The organism is Streptomyces sp. NPDC001668 (assembly GCF_042893155.1).
Classification (GTDB): domain Bacteria; phylum Actinomycetota; class Actinomycetes; order Streptomycetales; family Streptomycetaceae; genus Streptomyces.
The window spans coordinates 83,470-97,317 of record NZ_JBIAUQ010000001.1; the positions used below are offsets into that span (position 1 = coordinate 83,470).

12 protein-coding genes and 1 pseudogene are annotated in these 13,848 nt (G+C 70.2%); 11 read left to right on the plus strand and 2 right to left on the minus strand.

All coding sequences use genetic code 11. From position 1 onward, the window contains the following. The first annotated feature begins 107 nt into the window (after nucleotides 1-107). Nucleotides 108-1,262: a uroporphyrinogen-III synthase gene (locus tag ACFYZ8_RS00360; RefSeq protein WP_359030560.1), complete on the plus strand. Its 1,155-nt coding sequence runs from the start codon at nucleotides 108-110 to the stop codon at nucleotides 1,260-1,262. Here ACFYZ8_RS00360 and ACFYZ8_RS00365 read toward each other — a convergent pair. Then, nucleotides 1,259-1,744: a DUF1772 domain-containing protein gene (locus tag ACFYZ8_RS00365; RefSeq protein ID WP_388542059.1), complete on the minus strand. Its 486-nt coding sequence runs from the start codon at nucleotides 1,742-1,744 to the stop codon at nucleotides 1,259-1,261. The two genes, ACFYZ8_RS00360 and ACFYZ8_RS00365, sit on opposite strands and share 4 nt — an antisense overlap. A 219-nt stretch (nucleotides 1,745-1,963) precedes the next feature. Between ACFYZ8_RS00365 and ACFYZ8_RS00370 the strand changes: the two genes are divergently transcribed. The 6 genes from ACFYZ8_RS00370 to ACFYZ8_RS00395 all read left to right on the plus strand — a co-directional run bounded on the left by ACFYZ8_RS00370 (nucleotide 1,964) and on the right by ACFYZ8_RS00395 (nucleotide 9,045). Beyond that, the gene (locus ACFYZ8_RS00370; protein ID WP_388542057.1) at nucleotides 1,964-2,548 is read left to right on the plus strand and encodes a CGNR zinc finger domain-containing protein; all 585 of its coding nucleotides are present in this window, start codon (nucleotides 1,964-1,966) and stop codon (nucleotides 2,546-2,548) included. Between the two features lie 319 nt (nucleotides 2,549-2,867). Further along, entirely contained in the window at nucleotides 2,868-3,389 is a 522-nt protein-coding gene (locus tag ACFYZ8_RS00375) for a sigma-70 family RNA polymerase sigma factor (protein WP_010039908.1), read from the plus strand. A 47-nt stretch (nucleotides 3,390-3,436) separates the two neighbouring features. Next, nucleotides 3,437-4,216, plus strand: coding sequence for an anti-sigma factor family protein (locus ACFYZ8_RS00380; protein WP_388542055.1), 780 nt, complete (start codon nucleotides 3,437-3,439; stop codon nucleotides 4,214-4,216). A gap of 59 nt (nucleotides 4,217-4,275) precedes the next feature. Next, entirely contained in the window at nucleotides 4,276-6,708 is a 2,433-nt protein-coding gene (locus ACFYZ8_RS00385; protein WP_388542054.1) for a HelD family protein, read from the plus strand. Between the two features lie 311 nt (nucleotides 6,709-7,019). Further along, nucleotides 7,020-8,435: an NAD-dependent malic enzyme gene (locus ACFYZ8_RS00390; RefSeq protein ID WP_388542052.1), complete on the plus strand. Its 1,416-nt coding sequence runs from the start codon at nucleotides 7,020-7,022 to the stop codon at nucleotides 8,433-8,435. Nucleotides 8,436-8,763: 328 nt separating this feature from the next. Further along, nucleotides 8,764-9,045 carry an HU family DNA-binding protein gene (locus ACFYZ8_RS00395; RefSeq protein WP_007382399.1) on the plus strand — a complete coding sequence of 94 codons (282 nt, stop codon included), beginning with the start codon at nucleotides 8,764-8,766 and terminating at the stop codon, nucleotides 9,043-9,045. Nucleotides 9,046-9,146: 101 nt separating this feature from the next. Here ACFYZ8_RS00395 and murA read toward each other — a convergent pair whose 3' ends face one another. Then, nucleotides 9,147-10,493, minus strand: coding sequence for a UDP-N-acetylglucosamine 1-carboxyvinyltransferase (gene murA / locus ACFYZ8_RS00400; protein WP_359030554.1), 1,347 nt, complete (start codon nucleotides 10,491-10,493; stop codon nucleotides 9,147-9,149). A 254-nt stretch (nucleotides 10,494-10,747) separates the two neighbouring features. Between murA and ACFYZ8_RS00405 the strand changes: the two genes are divergently transcribed. The 4 genes and pseudogenes from ACFYZ8_RS00405 to ACFYZ8_RS00420 all read left to right on the plus strand — a co-directional run bounded on the left by ACFYZ8_RS00405 (nucleotide 10,748) and on the right by ACFYZ8_RS00420 (nucleotide 13,628). Continuing rightward, nucleotides 10,748-11,320: a YqgE/AlgH family protein gene (locus ACFYZ8_RS00405; protein WP_359030553.1), complete on the plus strand. Its 573-nt coding sequence runs from the start codon at nucleotides 10,748-10,750 to the stop codon at nucleotides 11,318-11,320. 29 nt (nucleotides 11,321-11,349) lie between these two features. Then, nucleotides 11,350-11,628 (plus strand): DUF3039 domain-containing protein, encoded by a 279-nt coding sequence (locus tag ACFYZ8_RS00410; RefSeq protein ID WP_123761082.1) that lies wholly within the window; start codon nucleotides 11,350-11,352, stop codon nucleotides 11,626-11,628. 94 nt (nucleotides 11,629-11,722) lie between these two features. Continuing rightward, nucleotides 11,723-11,998 (plus strand): annotated as a pseudogene (locus ACFYZ8_RS00415) (hypothetical protein); the annotation flags it as partial. Between the two features lies 1 nt (nucleotide 11,999). Further along, nucleotides 12,000-13,628 (plus strand): beta-N-acetylhexosaminidase, encoded by a 1,629-nt coding sequence (locus ACFYZ8_RS00420; protein WP_388542049.1) that lies wholly within the window; start codon nucleotides 12,000-12,002, stop codon nucleotides 13,626-13,628. The last annotated feature ends 220 nt before the right edge of the window (nucleotides 13,629-13,848 follow it).

Here is a 13,848-nt window from a genome sequence, read left to right on the forward strand (position 1 = left end):
GACATGAACCGGAACCGAGCCTGTCACGAGCCGTTGACAGGCTCGGTCGGCATGTAGGGACGACGACGTACGACTGTGTACGACGACTCGAGTGCGGGACGAGAGCCATGTACGAGCAACAGCAGGCAGCAGAGCAGCACGGCCCCCTCGCGGGGTTCACCGTGGGAGTCACGGCCGCGCGCCGGGCGGACGAACTCGGTGCGCTGCTCCAGCGTCGCGGGGCCGCGGTCCTGCACGCGCCCGCCCTGCGGATCGTGCCGCTCTCCGACGACAGCGAGCTGCTGGCGGCGACGAAGGACCTGATCGACCAGGCCCCGGACGTGGTGGTGGCCACCACCGCCATCGGCTTTCGGGGATGGGTCGAGGCCGCCGACGGCTGGGGGCTCGGTGAGGCGCTGCTCGACCGGCTGCGCGAGGTCGAACTGCTCGCGCGCGGCCCCAAGGTCAAGGGATCCATCCGGGCCGCCGGGCTGACGGAGGACTGGTCGCCGTCGTCCGAGTCCATGGCCGAGGTGCTGGACCGGCTGCTCGAGGAGGGGGTCGAGGGGCGCCGGGTCGCCATCCAGCTGCACGGCGAGCCGCTGCCCGGGTTCGTGGAGGCGCTGCGGGCCGGCGGCGCGGAGGTCGTGGGCGTGCCGGTGTACCGGTGGATGCCGCCGGAGGACATCGGGCCGGTGGACCGGCTGCTGGACGCGGCGGTCTCGCGGGGCCTGGACGCGCTGACCTTCACCAGTGCGCCCGCCGCGGCCTCGCTGCTGTCGCGCGCCGAGGACCGGGGTCTGCTGCCGGAGCTGCTCGCCGCCCTCAACCACGACGTGCTGCCGGCGTGTGTCGGGCCGGTGACCGCGCTGCCGTTGCAGGCACGCGGGGTGGACACCGTCGCGCCCGAGCGTTTCCGGCTCGGGCCGCTCGTGCAGCTGCTGTGCCAGGAGCTTCCCGGGCGGGCCCGGGCGTTGCCCATCGGCGGCCACCGGGTGGAGATCCGGGGGCACGCGGTGCTGGTCGACGGGGTGCTGCGGCCGGTGCCGCCGGCCGGGATGTCCCTGCTGCGGGCGCTGTCCCGGCGGCCGGGATGGGTGGTGTCGCGGGCGGAGCTGCTGCGGGCGCTGCCGGGCGCAGGGCGCGACGAGCACGCCGTGGAGACGGCGATGGCGCGCCTCCGTACGGCCCTGGGGGCGCCGAAGCTGATCCAGACGGTGGTGAAGCGGGGGTACCGGCTGGCGCTGGACCCGGCGGCCGACACCAAGTACGGGGACGTCTAGCGGGTCGAATCCGCCGTGCGACTCCCGGTGGCCTTCACCAGGAGGCCCGTCGCCATCGTCAGCAACACCGCCCGCACCACGTTCCACGCCACCCACGGGTCCTCGAACTCCTCGCGCAGGGCGCCGGGGTCGCCGTCGCGCGTGAGGGCGTCGTTGAGGGGGACGTCGAAGACGACGGTGACCAGGAAGGCGAGCGCGGAAGCCGCCAGGGCCGCCCACAGCCACCCGCGGTGGTCCCTGCCCCGCGCCTGCCGGGCCGCGACCGCCGTGAGGGCCGGGGCGCCCAGGAAGCCCAGGAAGAACACCGGGTTCTGGATGACCTCGTTGATGTCGCGCATCACCTCGACGTACACACGGTCGTCGCTGCGGGCCAGGGCGGGCATCACGGCGCACGCGAAGATGTAGAAGGCCCCGGCGATCAGGCCCGTGGCGACCGTGGCCGCGCCCAGGACGAGTCGGCTGCTCCTGCTGCTCTGTGTCATGCCACCCAGTCAAGGACCCGGCCCCTGCGCGCCGACATGGCCGAGACGCGCTGTCGCATACGTGCGCGTCCAGGCACCGCCCCCGGTAGAGGGGTTCCGGCGGCGGGGGAGGGAAGGCACTGTGGGAGGGAGCCCCGGAACAGCCGCACAACCCCGCACAGCCTCCGAGCACCTCGCCGACTCCCGACGACCGGGGCACCCCAAGGCGGTGACAGGCACATGGCACTGGGTACGGCCACGGTCGCGTACGAACTGCGGTTCGACGCCGGACGGATCTGTCTGGACCTCCTCGCGACCACCCACCCCGAGGAACGCCTCGACTCGACGCAGGTGCTCGGCGCCTGGATCGTCGGCTCGGGACTGGTGCCCGAGGGGACGGACCTGACGCACGCGGACCCCTCCTGGCTCGTCGGCTTCCGCGAACTACGGGGATGCATCGGACAGTTGGTGAGGGGTGCCCCCGGTCACGGCTACGACCTCGCGCTCGCCCGCCTCAACGCCGCCGCCCGTGTCGCGCCGCCCGCCCCGCGCGCCGTACGCGGCGAAGACGGTGCGCTGGTGCGCGAGTTGGACGGCCCGCCGGGCTGCGCGGCACTGCTCGGGGCCATCGCCAGGGACGCCGTGGGATTGCTGACGGACCCGGTCGCGCGGGCCGGGATCAGGGAGTGCGAAGGGGACAACTGCCCCATCGTGTACCTGGATACGTCACGGGGGCGCAGGAGGCGCTGGTGCTCCAGTGAGGTCTGCGGGAACCGCGAAAGAGTGGCCCGGCATCGCCGGCGCGCGGCGCTCTCGCGCACCTGACTGGTCGTTATGTCCCTTCTGTGGAGGGGGAGTCGAAGTGATTTCGATTACATGTCGTTTAATCGCTCAACCTTACGGGCCGTAGCCGTGATCTTGCCTGTGTGGTGGAAATGTAAAGATCGCGCGGCGGGAATGTGCGCGCATGTCCTGTCTCGTCACGTCACTCAGAAGAAAACTGTCGTCGCCCTTTGAACACCCCACCCCTCCCGTCCGTACCCCTCCACGAGCGACCGACTGGGGGAACCCCCGGACATCGGAGGTGGGCGTGCGCAAGGATTCTGTCGTGGCCAATGAACGTGGATCGAGGGCCCGACATCGCATGTCCCAGCCCTCGGAACCTGATGAGGAGCTGATGCGTGCCCTGTACAGAGAGCACGCCGGGCCTCTCCTTGCGTATGTCCTTCGGTTGGTTGCGGGCGACCGCCAGAGAGCCGAGGACGTGGTGCAGGAGACGCTCATCCGTGCCTGGAAGAACGCCGGACAGCTCAATCGAGCGACCGGATCGGTACGCCCCTGGCTGGTGACGGTCGCCCGGCGCATCGTCATCGACGGCCACCGCAGCCGGCAGGCCCGGCCGCAGGAGGTCGATCCGTCGCCGCTGGAGGTCATCCCCGCGGAGGACGAGATCGACAAGGCGCTGTGGTTGATGACGTTGTCCGACGCGCTCGACGACCTGACCCCGGCCCACCGGGAGGTGCTCGTCGAGACGTATTTCAAGGGGCGTACCGTCAACGAGGCGGCCGAGACCCTGGGCATACCCAGCGGAACCGTCCGCTCGCGGGTGTTCTACGCCCTGCGTTCGATGAAGCTCGCACTGGAGGAGCGGGGGGTGACGGCGTGATGAGTGTGTACGGGGGTAACCAGGGATTCGGCACAGGTGGTTCGGGTATGTCTGGTTCCATGATGGGATCTCCGGTGCCGAACGAGCACGAGACCGTCGGCGCCTACGCGCTCGGGATCCTCGACGACGCCGAGGCGACCGCCTTCGAGGCGCATCTCGCGACCTGCGAATGGTGCGCCCAGCAGCTCGACGAGCTCGCCGGCATGGAGCCGATGCTCGCCGCCCTCGCGGACCTGCCGGGCTCCGGCACCCCCGCGATCGGTGAGTCGCTCTCCGCCAAGCCCAGCCCGCGGATCGTGAACAAGCTCGTGGACGAGGTCGCGGAGCGCCGTGCGCAGAAGCGGCGCCGCAGCTTCTACATGGTCGCGGCCGCGGCCGCGCTGATCATCGGCGGTCCCTTCGTCGCCATGGCGGCGAGCGGCGGCGACTCGGACGGCGGGCCCAAGCAGGGCCAGGTCCTGGCGGCCACTCCCAAGGAACTCTTCGAGTCCATGACCGACAAGGTGACGGCCACCGACTCCTCGACCGGGGTCAGCGCGACGGTCGCCATGGCACAGAAGGACTGGGGCACCTCCCTCGGTCTGGAGCTCAAGGGCGTCAAGGGACCGCTCAAGTGCTCCCTGATCGCGGTGGGCACCAACGGCGAGCGCTGGACGGCCTCCACCTGGTCCGTCGGCAAGTGGGGCTACGGCATCCCGGACGGCAAGACCCCGGAGTCCAAGAAGCCGCTCTACATCGGCGGCGCGGTCGCACCGGCCCAGAACGAGATCGACCACTTCGAGGTCGTGGACTCCGACGGCAACAAGCTCGTCCAGGTCGACGCGTAGCTTCCGGGGCCCCCTTCGCGTACGGTTGACGGCTGCCCAGCACGTCAGAAGGGGGCCCGGTGGCCGCTCAGGCTCAACCAACCGCGGTCGGCACGGTTCAGGACTCGGTTCGGGACCGTGAGATCAGCGTCGAACAGGAACATCTGGACCGGGTCTACCGGCGCCTCGAGGAGAAGATCCACGAGGCGGAGTTCCTGATGAACGACGCGGCCAAGCGTGGCCAGGTCGGCACGCCCGGCGCGCTCGCCGAGCGGGACGCCCAGGTCTTCCGGGCCGGCGTCCACCTCAACCGGCTGAACAACGAGTTCGAGGACTTCCTGTTCGGCCGGATCGACCTGCTCCTCGGCAAGGACGGCAAGAAGGGGCCCGACGGCGCCTACACCGCCGTGGAACCCGCCGAAGGAGCCGTCCGCGAGGACAACTCCGCCGACATCGCGGAGACCCTGCACATCGGCCGGATCGGAGTCCTGGACTCCGAGTACGCCCCCCTCGTCATCGACTGGCGGGCCCCCGCCGCCGCCCCCTTCTACAGGTCCACTCCGGTGGACCCCGGGCGTGTCGTACGACGCCGGGTCATCCGCTCCAAGGGGCGCAGGGTCCTCGGCGTCGAGGACGACCTCATGCGCCCCGAGCTCAAGGCCTTCCTCGACGGCCACGAGCTGGCCGTCATCGGCGACGGCGCCCTGATGGCCGCGCTCGGACAGGCCCGCAGCCACACCATGCGGGACATCGTCGCCTCCATCCAGGCCGAGCAGGACCTGGTCATCCGCGCCCCCGCCGCCTCCGTGACGTACGTCGAGGGCGGGCCCGGCACCGGCAAGACCGCCGTGGCCCTGCACCGCGCCGCCTACCTCCTCTACCAGGACCGCCGTCGCTACTCGGGCGGCATCCTCATCGTCTCGCCCACCCCCCTGCTGGTCGCCTACACCGAGGGCGTCCTGCCCTCCCTCGGCGAGGAGGGCCAGGTCGCCATCCGCGCGATCGGCTCCCTGGTCGACGGCGTCGAGGCCACCCTGTACGACTCCCCGTCGGTGGCCCGCGCCAAGGGCTCGTACCGGATGCTGAAGGTGCTGCGGAAGGCCGCGCGGGGCGTGCTGGAGGTCGGCACCGGCGGTTCCGGTGGTTCCGGCGGGACCCACGGGCGGTCCGACTCCGGGCAACTCGCCTTCGGGGACACCGTCGAGTCCGAGGGCGGTCCCGGGGTGGGACACGGCGCCGACACCGCCGTATCCCGGAATCCCTCCGGACCCCCCACCCGCCTGCGCGTCGTCGCCTTCGGGCGGAGGCTGGAGCTGGAGGCGGACGAGCTGGACCGTGTCCGCCGCAACGCCCTCGGCGGCACCGCGCCCGTGAACCTGCTGCGGCCCAGGGCCCGCAAGCTGCTGCTGGACGCGCTGTGGGCGCGGTCCGGCGCCGGGACCCGGCACACCGATCCGGAGCTGGCCGCGGAACTGCGGTCCTCCTTCGACGAGGACATCACCTCCGAGGACAGCTTCATCGAGTTCTTCGACGCCTGGTGGCCGGAGCTCACCCCGAAGACCGTGCTGGCCGCCATGGCCGACGAGCGGCGCCTCGGGCGCTGGGCCCGCCGCATCCTCAACCCCGGCGAGGTCCGCCGGGTCGCCCGCTCGCTCAGGCGCGACGGCCTGTCCGTGCACGACATCGCCATGCTCGACGAGCTCCAGGCGGTCCTCGGTGCCCCCGCCCGCCCGAGGAAGCGGCGCGACCTCGACCCGCTCGACCAGCTCACCGGCCTCGAGGAGCTGATGCCGGTCCGCGAGGAGACCCAGCGCGAGCGCGCCGAGCGGCTCGCCCAGGAACGCGTCGAGTACGCCCACGTCATCGTCGACGAGGCCCAGGACCTCACGCCGATGCAGTGGCGCATGGTCGGCCGCCGCGGCCGGCACGCCACCTGGACGGTCGTGGGAGACCCCGCGCAGTCCTCCTGGTCCGACCCCGACGAGGCCGCCGAGGCCCGCGACGAGGCCCTCGGCACCCGCCCCCGCCGCCGCTTCCAGCTGACCGTCAACTACCGCAACCCCTCCGAGATCGCCGACCTCGCGGCGAAGGTGCTGGCCCTGGCCATGCCGGGCGCCGAGTCCCCGCGAGCCGTACGGTCCACCGGTGTCGAGCCCCGATACACGGCCGTGGGCAGGTCCCTGGCGGAGACCGTCCGCGCCGAGGCGGCACGCCTGCTCGAACTCGTCGACGGCACCGTCGGCGTCGTCGTCGCCATGCAGCGCCGCGAGGAGGCCGCCCGCTGGCTCGCCGGGCTCGGCGACCGGGTGGTGGCGCTCGGCAGCCTGGAGGCCAAGGGCCTGGAGTACGACGCCACGGTCGTCGTGTCGCCCGCCGAGATCGCGGACGAGTCACCGGCCGGGCTGCGGGTGCTCTACGTCGCCCTCACCCGGGCGACCCAGCAGCTGACCGTGGTCTCCGGGGACCGCGACCAGCCGGACGCCCAGGGTGTCCCCGATCTCCTCAGGGACTGATCCCCAAAGAACTGTCGAGACGGGAATGGCCTTACGGGATCTGTTTGTTAGCCTGGATGTGGCACCGGCCCGATCCAAGCCCCCGGGCCCAACCTTCGTCCCTCAGAGGGACCACTTGCCGCGAGGCGAGCATGGCGGGTCGGTGCCACTTGGCTGATGAGAGGCCCACGTCCGTGTGACGTGGGCCTCTTTCTCATGAACGGCCACGTGAACAAAACGTTCGCAATCCAGGGCGGCTAACGCCTACCCGGCAGTAGGTGCGACCATCGGACGGCATACAGCTCCGCAGGTGAAAGCAGAGGAAGTCGGCCATGGCAACGGCGCCCAGCGTCTCCTACTCGATGACGGTCCGGCTGGAGGTGCCCGCGAGCGGAACCGCCGTCTCGCAGCTCACCACCGCCGTGGAGTCCTCCGGAGGCTCGGTGACCGGCCTCGACGTCACCGCGTCCGGTCACGAGAAGCTCCGGATCGACGTCACGATCGCGGCCAGCTCGACCACGCACGCCGACGAGATCGTCGAGGAACTGCGCGGCATCGAGGGCGTCACGCTCGGCAAGGTCTCCGACCGTACGTTCCTCATGCACCTCGGCGGCAAGATCGAGATGCAGTCCAAGCACCCCATCCGCAACCGTGACGACCTCTCGATGATCTATACGCCGGGCGTGGCCCGCGTGTGCATGGCGATCGCCGAGAACCCCGAGGACGCTCGCCGCCTCACCATCAAGCGCAACTCCGTTGCGGTCGTGACGGACGGCTCGGCCGTGCTGGGCCTCGGCAACATCGGCCCCAAGGCCGCCCTGCCGGTCATGGAGGGCAAGGCGGCCCTCTTCAAGCGGTTCGCCGGCATCGACGCCTGGCCGATCTGCCTGGACACCCAGGACACCGACGCGATCGTCGAGATCGTCAAGGCGATCGCCCCCGGGTTCGCCGGCATCAACCTCGAGGACATCTCCGCGCCCCGCTGCTTCGAGATCGAGGCCCGGCTGCGCGAGGCCCTCGACATCCCGGTCTTCCACGACGACCAGCACGGCACCGCGATCGTCGTCCTCGCCGCCCTGACGAACGCGCTTCGCGTCACCGGCAAGGCGATCGAGAACATCCGGGTCGTCATGTCCGGTGCCGGCGCGGCCGGTACGGCCATCCTCAAGCTGCTGATCGCCGCCGGCGTCAAGAACGCCGTCGTGGCCGACATCCACGGTGTCGTGCACGCGGGCCGTGAGGACCTCGTGGACGCGGCTCCGGGCTCGGCGCTGCGCTGGATCGCCGACAACACCAACCCCGAGAACCTGACGGGGACGTTGAAGGAGGCCGTGCGCGGCGCCGACGTCTTCATCGGTGTCTCGGCCCCCAACGTCCTGGACGGCACCGACGTCGCCGCCATGGCCGAGGACGCGATCGTGTTCGCGCTCGCGAATCCCGACCCCGAGGTCGACCCGGCGATCGCCCGCCAGACGGCGGCCGTCGTGGCCACCGGCCGCTCCGACTTCCCGAACCAGATCAACAACGTGCTGGTCTTCCCGGGTGTCTTCCGCGGTCTGCTGGACGCCCAGTCCCGCACGGTCAACACCGAGATGATGCTCGCGGCCGCCAAGGCCCTCGCGGACGTCGTCACCGAGGACGAGCTGAACCCGAACTACATCATCCCGAGCGTCTTCAACGACAAGGTCGCGGGCGCGGTCGCGGGTGCGGTGCGGGAGGCGGCGAAGGCCGCGGGAGCGACGGCGTAGGGTCCCTGTCCGGGCCTCCCGGTCCCGCGTCTACAGTGGGCGTCGTATGTTTGTTCGGCTGTGAGGATCGCCACGGCGGCCCCCCGGCCCGGCGCGTCGCGGAACCGGGCGCTTCACGGCACCCTCTAGGGTGGCGCCACGCCCAGGCCTCTGTTCGTGTGACCCCCTAGGGTGTTCATACGAGTCCTACGGGTGCCGGATTGGCTTTCCCGCAGCAGGTAGGGGCAGGATGCGTCCCTGGGCGCGAGCGCATCGGCTTCGCTGTGCCTCGTGTGCGGCACCGCCGCGAGGCACACCCCAACGGCAAGAAGAACACGGGAGTAACAACATGAACCGCAGTGAGCTGGTGGCCGCGCTGGCCGACCGCGCCGAGGTGACCCGCAAGGACGCCGACGCCGTTCTGGCCGCGTTCGCCGAGACCGTCGGCGAGATCGTCGCCAAGGGCGACGAGAAGGTCACCATCCCCGGCTTCCTGACCTTCGAGCGCACCCACCGTGCCGCTCGCACCGCGCGCAACCCGCAGACCGGCGACCCGATCCAGATCCCGGCCGGCTACAGCGTCAAGGTTTCGGCGGGCTCCAAGCTCAAGGAAGCCGCCAAGGGCAAGTAGGTCCGACGGTGCGTCTCGGGACGACGTACACGTCTCAGTAACGTCAATGGGGCGGCCACCCGGAACCGGGTGGCCGCCCCATCGTCGTGTGCGGGAAGCGGTCAGCCGAGCGCCTTGCCCGGCAGTTCCACCTTCGCGCCCAGTTCGATGAGCTTCTCCATGAAGTTCTCGTAGCCGCGGTTGATCAGGTCGATGCCGTGGACGCGGGACGTGCCCTGGGCCGCCAGAGCGGCGATCAGGTAGGAGAAGCCGCCGCGGAGGTCGGGGATGACCAGGTCGGCTCCCTGGAGCTTGGTGGGCCCTGAGACGACCGCCGAGTGGAGGAAGTTGCGCTGGCCGAAGCGGCAGTTCGAGCCGCCCAGGCACTCGCGGTACAGCTGGATGTGCGCACCCATCTGGTTGAGCGCGGAGGTGAAGCCGAGGCGGGACTCGTAGACCGTCTCGTGGATGATCGACAGGCCCGTGGCCTGCGTGAGGGCGACGACGAGCGGCTGCTGCCAGTCCGTCTGGAAGCCCGGGTGCACGTCGGTCTCGAGCGCGATGGACTTCAACTGCCCGCCGGGGTGCCAGAACCGGATGCCCTCGTCGTCGATCTCGAAGGCACCGCCCACCTTCCGGTAGGTGTTCAGGAACGTCATCATCGAGCGCTGCTGGGCGCCGCGGACGTAGATGTCGCCCTCGGTCGCCAGCGCCGCGGACGCCCAGGAGGCGGCCTCCAGGCGGTCCGGCAGGGCGCGGTGGTTGTAGCCGCCGAGCCGGTCCACGCCCGTGACGCGGATGGTGCGGTCGGTGTCCATCGCGATGATGGCGCCCATCTTCTGCAGCACGCAGATGAGGTCCTCGATCTCCGGCTCCACCGCGGCGTTGGAGAGCTCGGTGACACCCTCGGCGAGGACCGCGGTCAGCAGCACCTGCTCGGTCGCGCCCACGGACGGGTACGGCAGCCGGATCTTCGTGCCGCGAAGGCGCCGCGGCGCCTCCAGGAACTGACCGTCCGCACGCTTCTCGATCGTCGCGCCGAACTGCCGCAGCACCTCGAAGTGGAAGTCGATGGGCCGGCCGCCGATGTCACAGCCGCCGAGGCCGGGGATGAAGGCGTGCCCGAGCCGGTGCAGCAGCGGACCGCACAGCAGGATCGGGATGCGCGAGGAACCCGCGTGGGCATCGATGTCGGCGACGTTGGCGCTCTCGACGTGCGTCGGGTCCATCACCAGCTCGCCCGGTTCCTCACCCGGACGGACCGTCACACCGTGCAGTTGCAGCAGCCCGCGTACGACACGCACGTCACGGATGTCCGGAACGTTGCGCAGTCGACTCGGCTCGCTGCCCAGCAGGGCGGCGACCATGGCCTTCGGTACGAGGTTCTTCGCACCGCGGACACGGATCTCGCCCTCCAGCGGGGTTCCGCCGTGGACAAGCAGTACGTCGTCAGAGCCGTTGACGGTCATGTATCTCGCGTTCCGATGAGTCGGGCAGGGGCCGGAAGGGACAAGGGTAATCGCCGCCCACCCCCCTTCTGTAAGCCCAAGTGCCGCCCAGTCACGTCATAGCTCTGTCACAACACGAACTGCTAGGTGCCGGGTACAAGGGGTCACCGGCGCCCGGCGTGCGCTCACGGCGCACCGTTGCGCTCTGAGCTGCATCCACCGCCGTAGCGGCATTGCCTCCCCACGCGGAGGGAAGATGCGGGATCATGTCTGGCATGACCGAGGTGTCCTCGCTCACAGGGCGGTTGCTCGTGGCAACGCCCGCCCTGGCGGACCCGAACTTCGACCGTGCGGTGGTGCTCCTTCTCGACCACGACGAGGAGGGCTCCCTCGGTGTCGTCCTCAACAGGCCCACCCCGGTGGACGTCGGCGACATCCTGGAGGGCTGGGCCGACCTCGCGGGCGAGCCCGGTGTCGTCTTCCAGGGCGGCCCGGTCTCGCTGGACTCCGCGCTCGGGGTCGCCGTCATCCCCGGCGGCGGGGCCGTCGACGGGTCCCCGCTGGGCTGGCGCAGAGTGCACGGCGCGATCGGACTGGTCGACCTGGAGGCGCCTCCCGAACTGCTCGCCTCGGCCCTCGGCAGCCTGCGCATCTTCGCCGGTTACGCCGGCTGGGGCCCCGGCCAGCTGGAGGACGAGCTGGTGGAGGGCGCCTGGTACGTCGTAGAGTCGGAACCCGGCGACGTCTCCTCGCCGGCCCCGGAAAGACTCTGGCGCGAGGTCCTGCGGCGCCAGCGCAACGAGCTGGCGATGGTGGCCACGTATCCGGACGACCCTTCGCTGAACTGATCCATGTGACCTTCAGTACTCTTGGCGATATGAGCACTCTCGAGCCCGAGCGCGGGACTGGTACGGGGACCCTCGTCGAGCCCACGCCGCAGACTTCCCACGGCGACGGCGACCACGAGCGCTTCGCCCACTACGTCCAGAAGGACAAGATCATGGCGAGCGCCCTCGACGGGACCCCCGTCGTGGCGCTGTGCGGCAAGGTGTGGGTACCCGGCCGCGATCCCAAGAAGTACCCCGTGTGCCCCATGTGCAAGGAGATCTACGAGTCCATGGGTTCCGGGGACGACGACAAGGGCGGCGACAAGTAGTCCTGCCACCCGGCTGAGCTTCACGAGGTCCCCGAGGCGTGTTCGGCGCGCCTCGGGGACCTTTCGCGTGTCTGTGAATTTTCCACGGCCTGCCCGGCGCGTGTCCGGAGGGCGGGATTTCGGTCGGTATTTCGTCAACGGTCTTGTCGTCGTGCGCGGTGTCGTGATCGTCTCGGCGTTGATCGCGTTTCTCGCGGCGACCGCCGTCACGCGATTCCGCTTCCGCTTCCGGATCACCGCGATCTGGATGCTGAGGGGGTATTTCCTCGTCATGGCAGCGTCCATGGTCATGACGATTCCGGTGCTGGTGTTCTCCGTACTAGTACAGCGACGCCCGGTCCCGGGGCCTGGCGGAGCGGTTAAGGACTGACGTGGTCGATGTGATTCCCGAGCCGAGACATGTGCAGGTCCACGGGGACGGCTCCTTCGAACTGGGCCCGGCCACCAAACTGGCCGTGGGCGAGGGAGCGGAGCGGACGGAGCGCTGGCTGCGCGCCACGCTCGGCGCGGCCACCGGGCTCCCACTGCCGCCGGGGGAGGGGGAGGACGACGACGTCGTCCGGCTGTACACCCACCCCACGGTCACCAAGGACCTCGGCGAGGAGGGCTACCGGCTGGCCGTCCGACCGAACGGGGTGCACCTCGTGGGCGGCGGCCCCGCCGGGCTGTTCTGGGGCGCCCAGACGCTACGGCGGCTGCTCGGCCCCGACGCCTTCCGTCGCGCCCCGCTGCCCGGCAGGCGGTGGAGGCTGCCCCTGACCCGGATTCAGGACGCCCCGAGATTCCGCTGGCGTGGCCTCATGCTCGACGTCTCCCGGCATTTCATGCCCAAGGACGGTGTCCTGCGCTACCTCGATCTGATGGCCGCGCACAAACTCAACGTCTTCCACTTCCATCTGACGGACGACCAGGGATGGCGGATCGAGATCAAGAGGTACCCCCGGCTCACCGAGGTGGGCTCATGGCGGGCGCGTACCAAATTCGGCCACCGGGCCTCGCCGTTGTGGGAGGAGAAGCCGCACGGTGGCTTCTACACCCAGGACGACATCCGGGAGATCGTCGCCTACGCCGCCGAACGGCATATCACCGTCGTCCCCGAAATCGACGTACCCGGACACTCGCAGGCCGCCATCGCCGCGTACCCGGAACTCGGCAACACCGATGTCATCGACACGTCCTCCCTCACGGTCTGGGACAACTGGGGCATCTCCTTGAACGTACTCGCCCCCACTGACAACACCCTTCGCTTCTACGAGGGCGTGTTCGAGGAAGTACTGGAGCTGTTCCCCTCGGAGTTCATTCACATCGGCGGCGACGAATGCGCCAAGGAGCAGTGGCGGGAGTCGCCTTCGGTCCAGGCCCGGATCGAGGAACTCGGCCTCGCGGACGAGGACGAGTTGCAGTCCTGGTTCATCGGACACTTCGACAAATGGCTCTCCGCGCGCGGGCGCAGGCTCATCGGCTGGGACGAGATCCTGGAGGGCGGGCTGGCCGAAGGCGCGGCGGTCTCGTCCTGGCGCGGCTACGCGGCCGGCGTCGCGGCCGCCCGCGCGGGCCACGACGTCGTCATGTGCCCCGAGCAGCAGGTGTACCTGGACTACCGGCAGGACGCGGGCGCGGACGAACCGGTCCCCATCGCCTACGTCCGCACCCTGGAGGACGTCTACCGGTTCGAGCCCGTTCCACCGGAGTTGACGCCCGAGGAGGCCGCGCACGTCCTCGGCGCACAGGCCAACGTGTGGACGGAGGTGATGGAGGACCAGGGGCGCGTCGACTACCAGACCTTCCCCCGCCTTGCGGCCTTCGCCGAGGTGGCCTGGAGCGCTCTGCCCGCCCCCGCGGAACGGGACTTCGCCGACTTCGAGCGCCGGATGGCCGCCCACTACGAGCTGCTCGACGCCCTGGGCGTCGGCTACCGGCCACCCACCGGGCCGCTGCCGTGGCAGAAACGGCCCGGAGTGCTGGGCCGGCCCATCGAGGGCGCGCCCCCGAACAGGTAGGGGAAAAAGACCTCAAGGGTCACCGAAGAGTGTCAATCCCCATGTGTGGGTGATCCCGTGTGAAAACGGACTATCTCCCTGGTGGGGCGGGCGACAGCGGCCGAACGCCTCCTGGCGGACCCCTGTCCTCGCGTGTGGCGAAGATGTGCCAGAGTTGCCACGTCCGCCCTGTCAGCACGTACCGTACGGCAGCAACAGGCAGGACCAGGTGGGCAGCGGG

What these genes read in the sequence shown, in the direction of transcription:
- ACFYZ8_RS00405 (WP_359030553.1), top strand. Translation starts at nt 10,748, where the DNA reads ATGACCGAGGTGTCCTCGCTCACAGGGCGGTTGCTCGTGGCAACGCCC.
- ACFYZ8_RS00395 (WP_007382399.1), top strand. Translation starts at nt 8,764, where the DNA reads ATGAACCGCAGTGAGCTGGTGGCCGCGCTGGCCGACCGCGCCGAGGTG.
- ACFYZ8_RS00375 (WP_010039908.1), top strand. Translation starts at nt 2,868, where the DNA reads ATGTCCCAGCCCTCGGAACCTGATGAGGAGCTGATGCGTGCCCTGTAC.
- ACFYZ8_RS00390 (WP_388542052.1), top strand. Translation starts at nt 7,020, where the DNA reads ATGGCAACGGCGCCCAGCGTCTCCTACTCGATGACGGTCCGGCTGGAG.
- murA (WP_359030554.1), bottom strand. Translation starts at nt 10,493, where the DNA reads ATGACCGTCAACGGCTCTGACGACGTACTGCTTGTCCACGGCGGAACC.
- ACFYZ8_RS00360 (WP_359030560.1), top strand. Translation starts at nt 108, where the DNA reads ATGTACGAGCAACAGCAGGCAGCAGAGCAGCACGGCCCCCTCGCGGGG.
- ACFYZ8_RS00370 (WP_388542057.1), top strand. Translation starts at nt 1,964, where the DNA reads ATGGCACTGGGTACGGCCACGGTCGCGTACGAACTGCGGTTCGACGCC.
- ACFYZ8_RS00380 (WP_388542055.1), top strand. Translation starts at nt 3,437, where the DNA reads ATGTCTGGTTCCATGATGGGATCTCCGGTGCCGAACGAGCACGAGACC.
- ACFYZ8_RS00365 (WP_388542059.1), bottom strand. Translation starts at nt 1,744, where the DNA reads ATGACACAGAGCAGCAGGAGCAGCCGACTCGTCCTGGGCGCGGCCACG.
- ACFYZ8_RS00410 (WP_123761082.1), top strand. Translation starts at nt 11,350, where the DNA reads ATGAGCACTCTCGAGCCCGAGCGCGGGACTGGTACGGGGACCCTCGTC.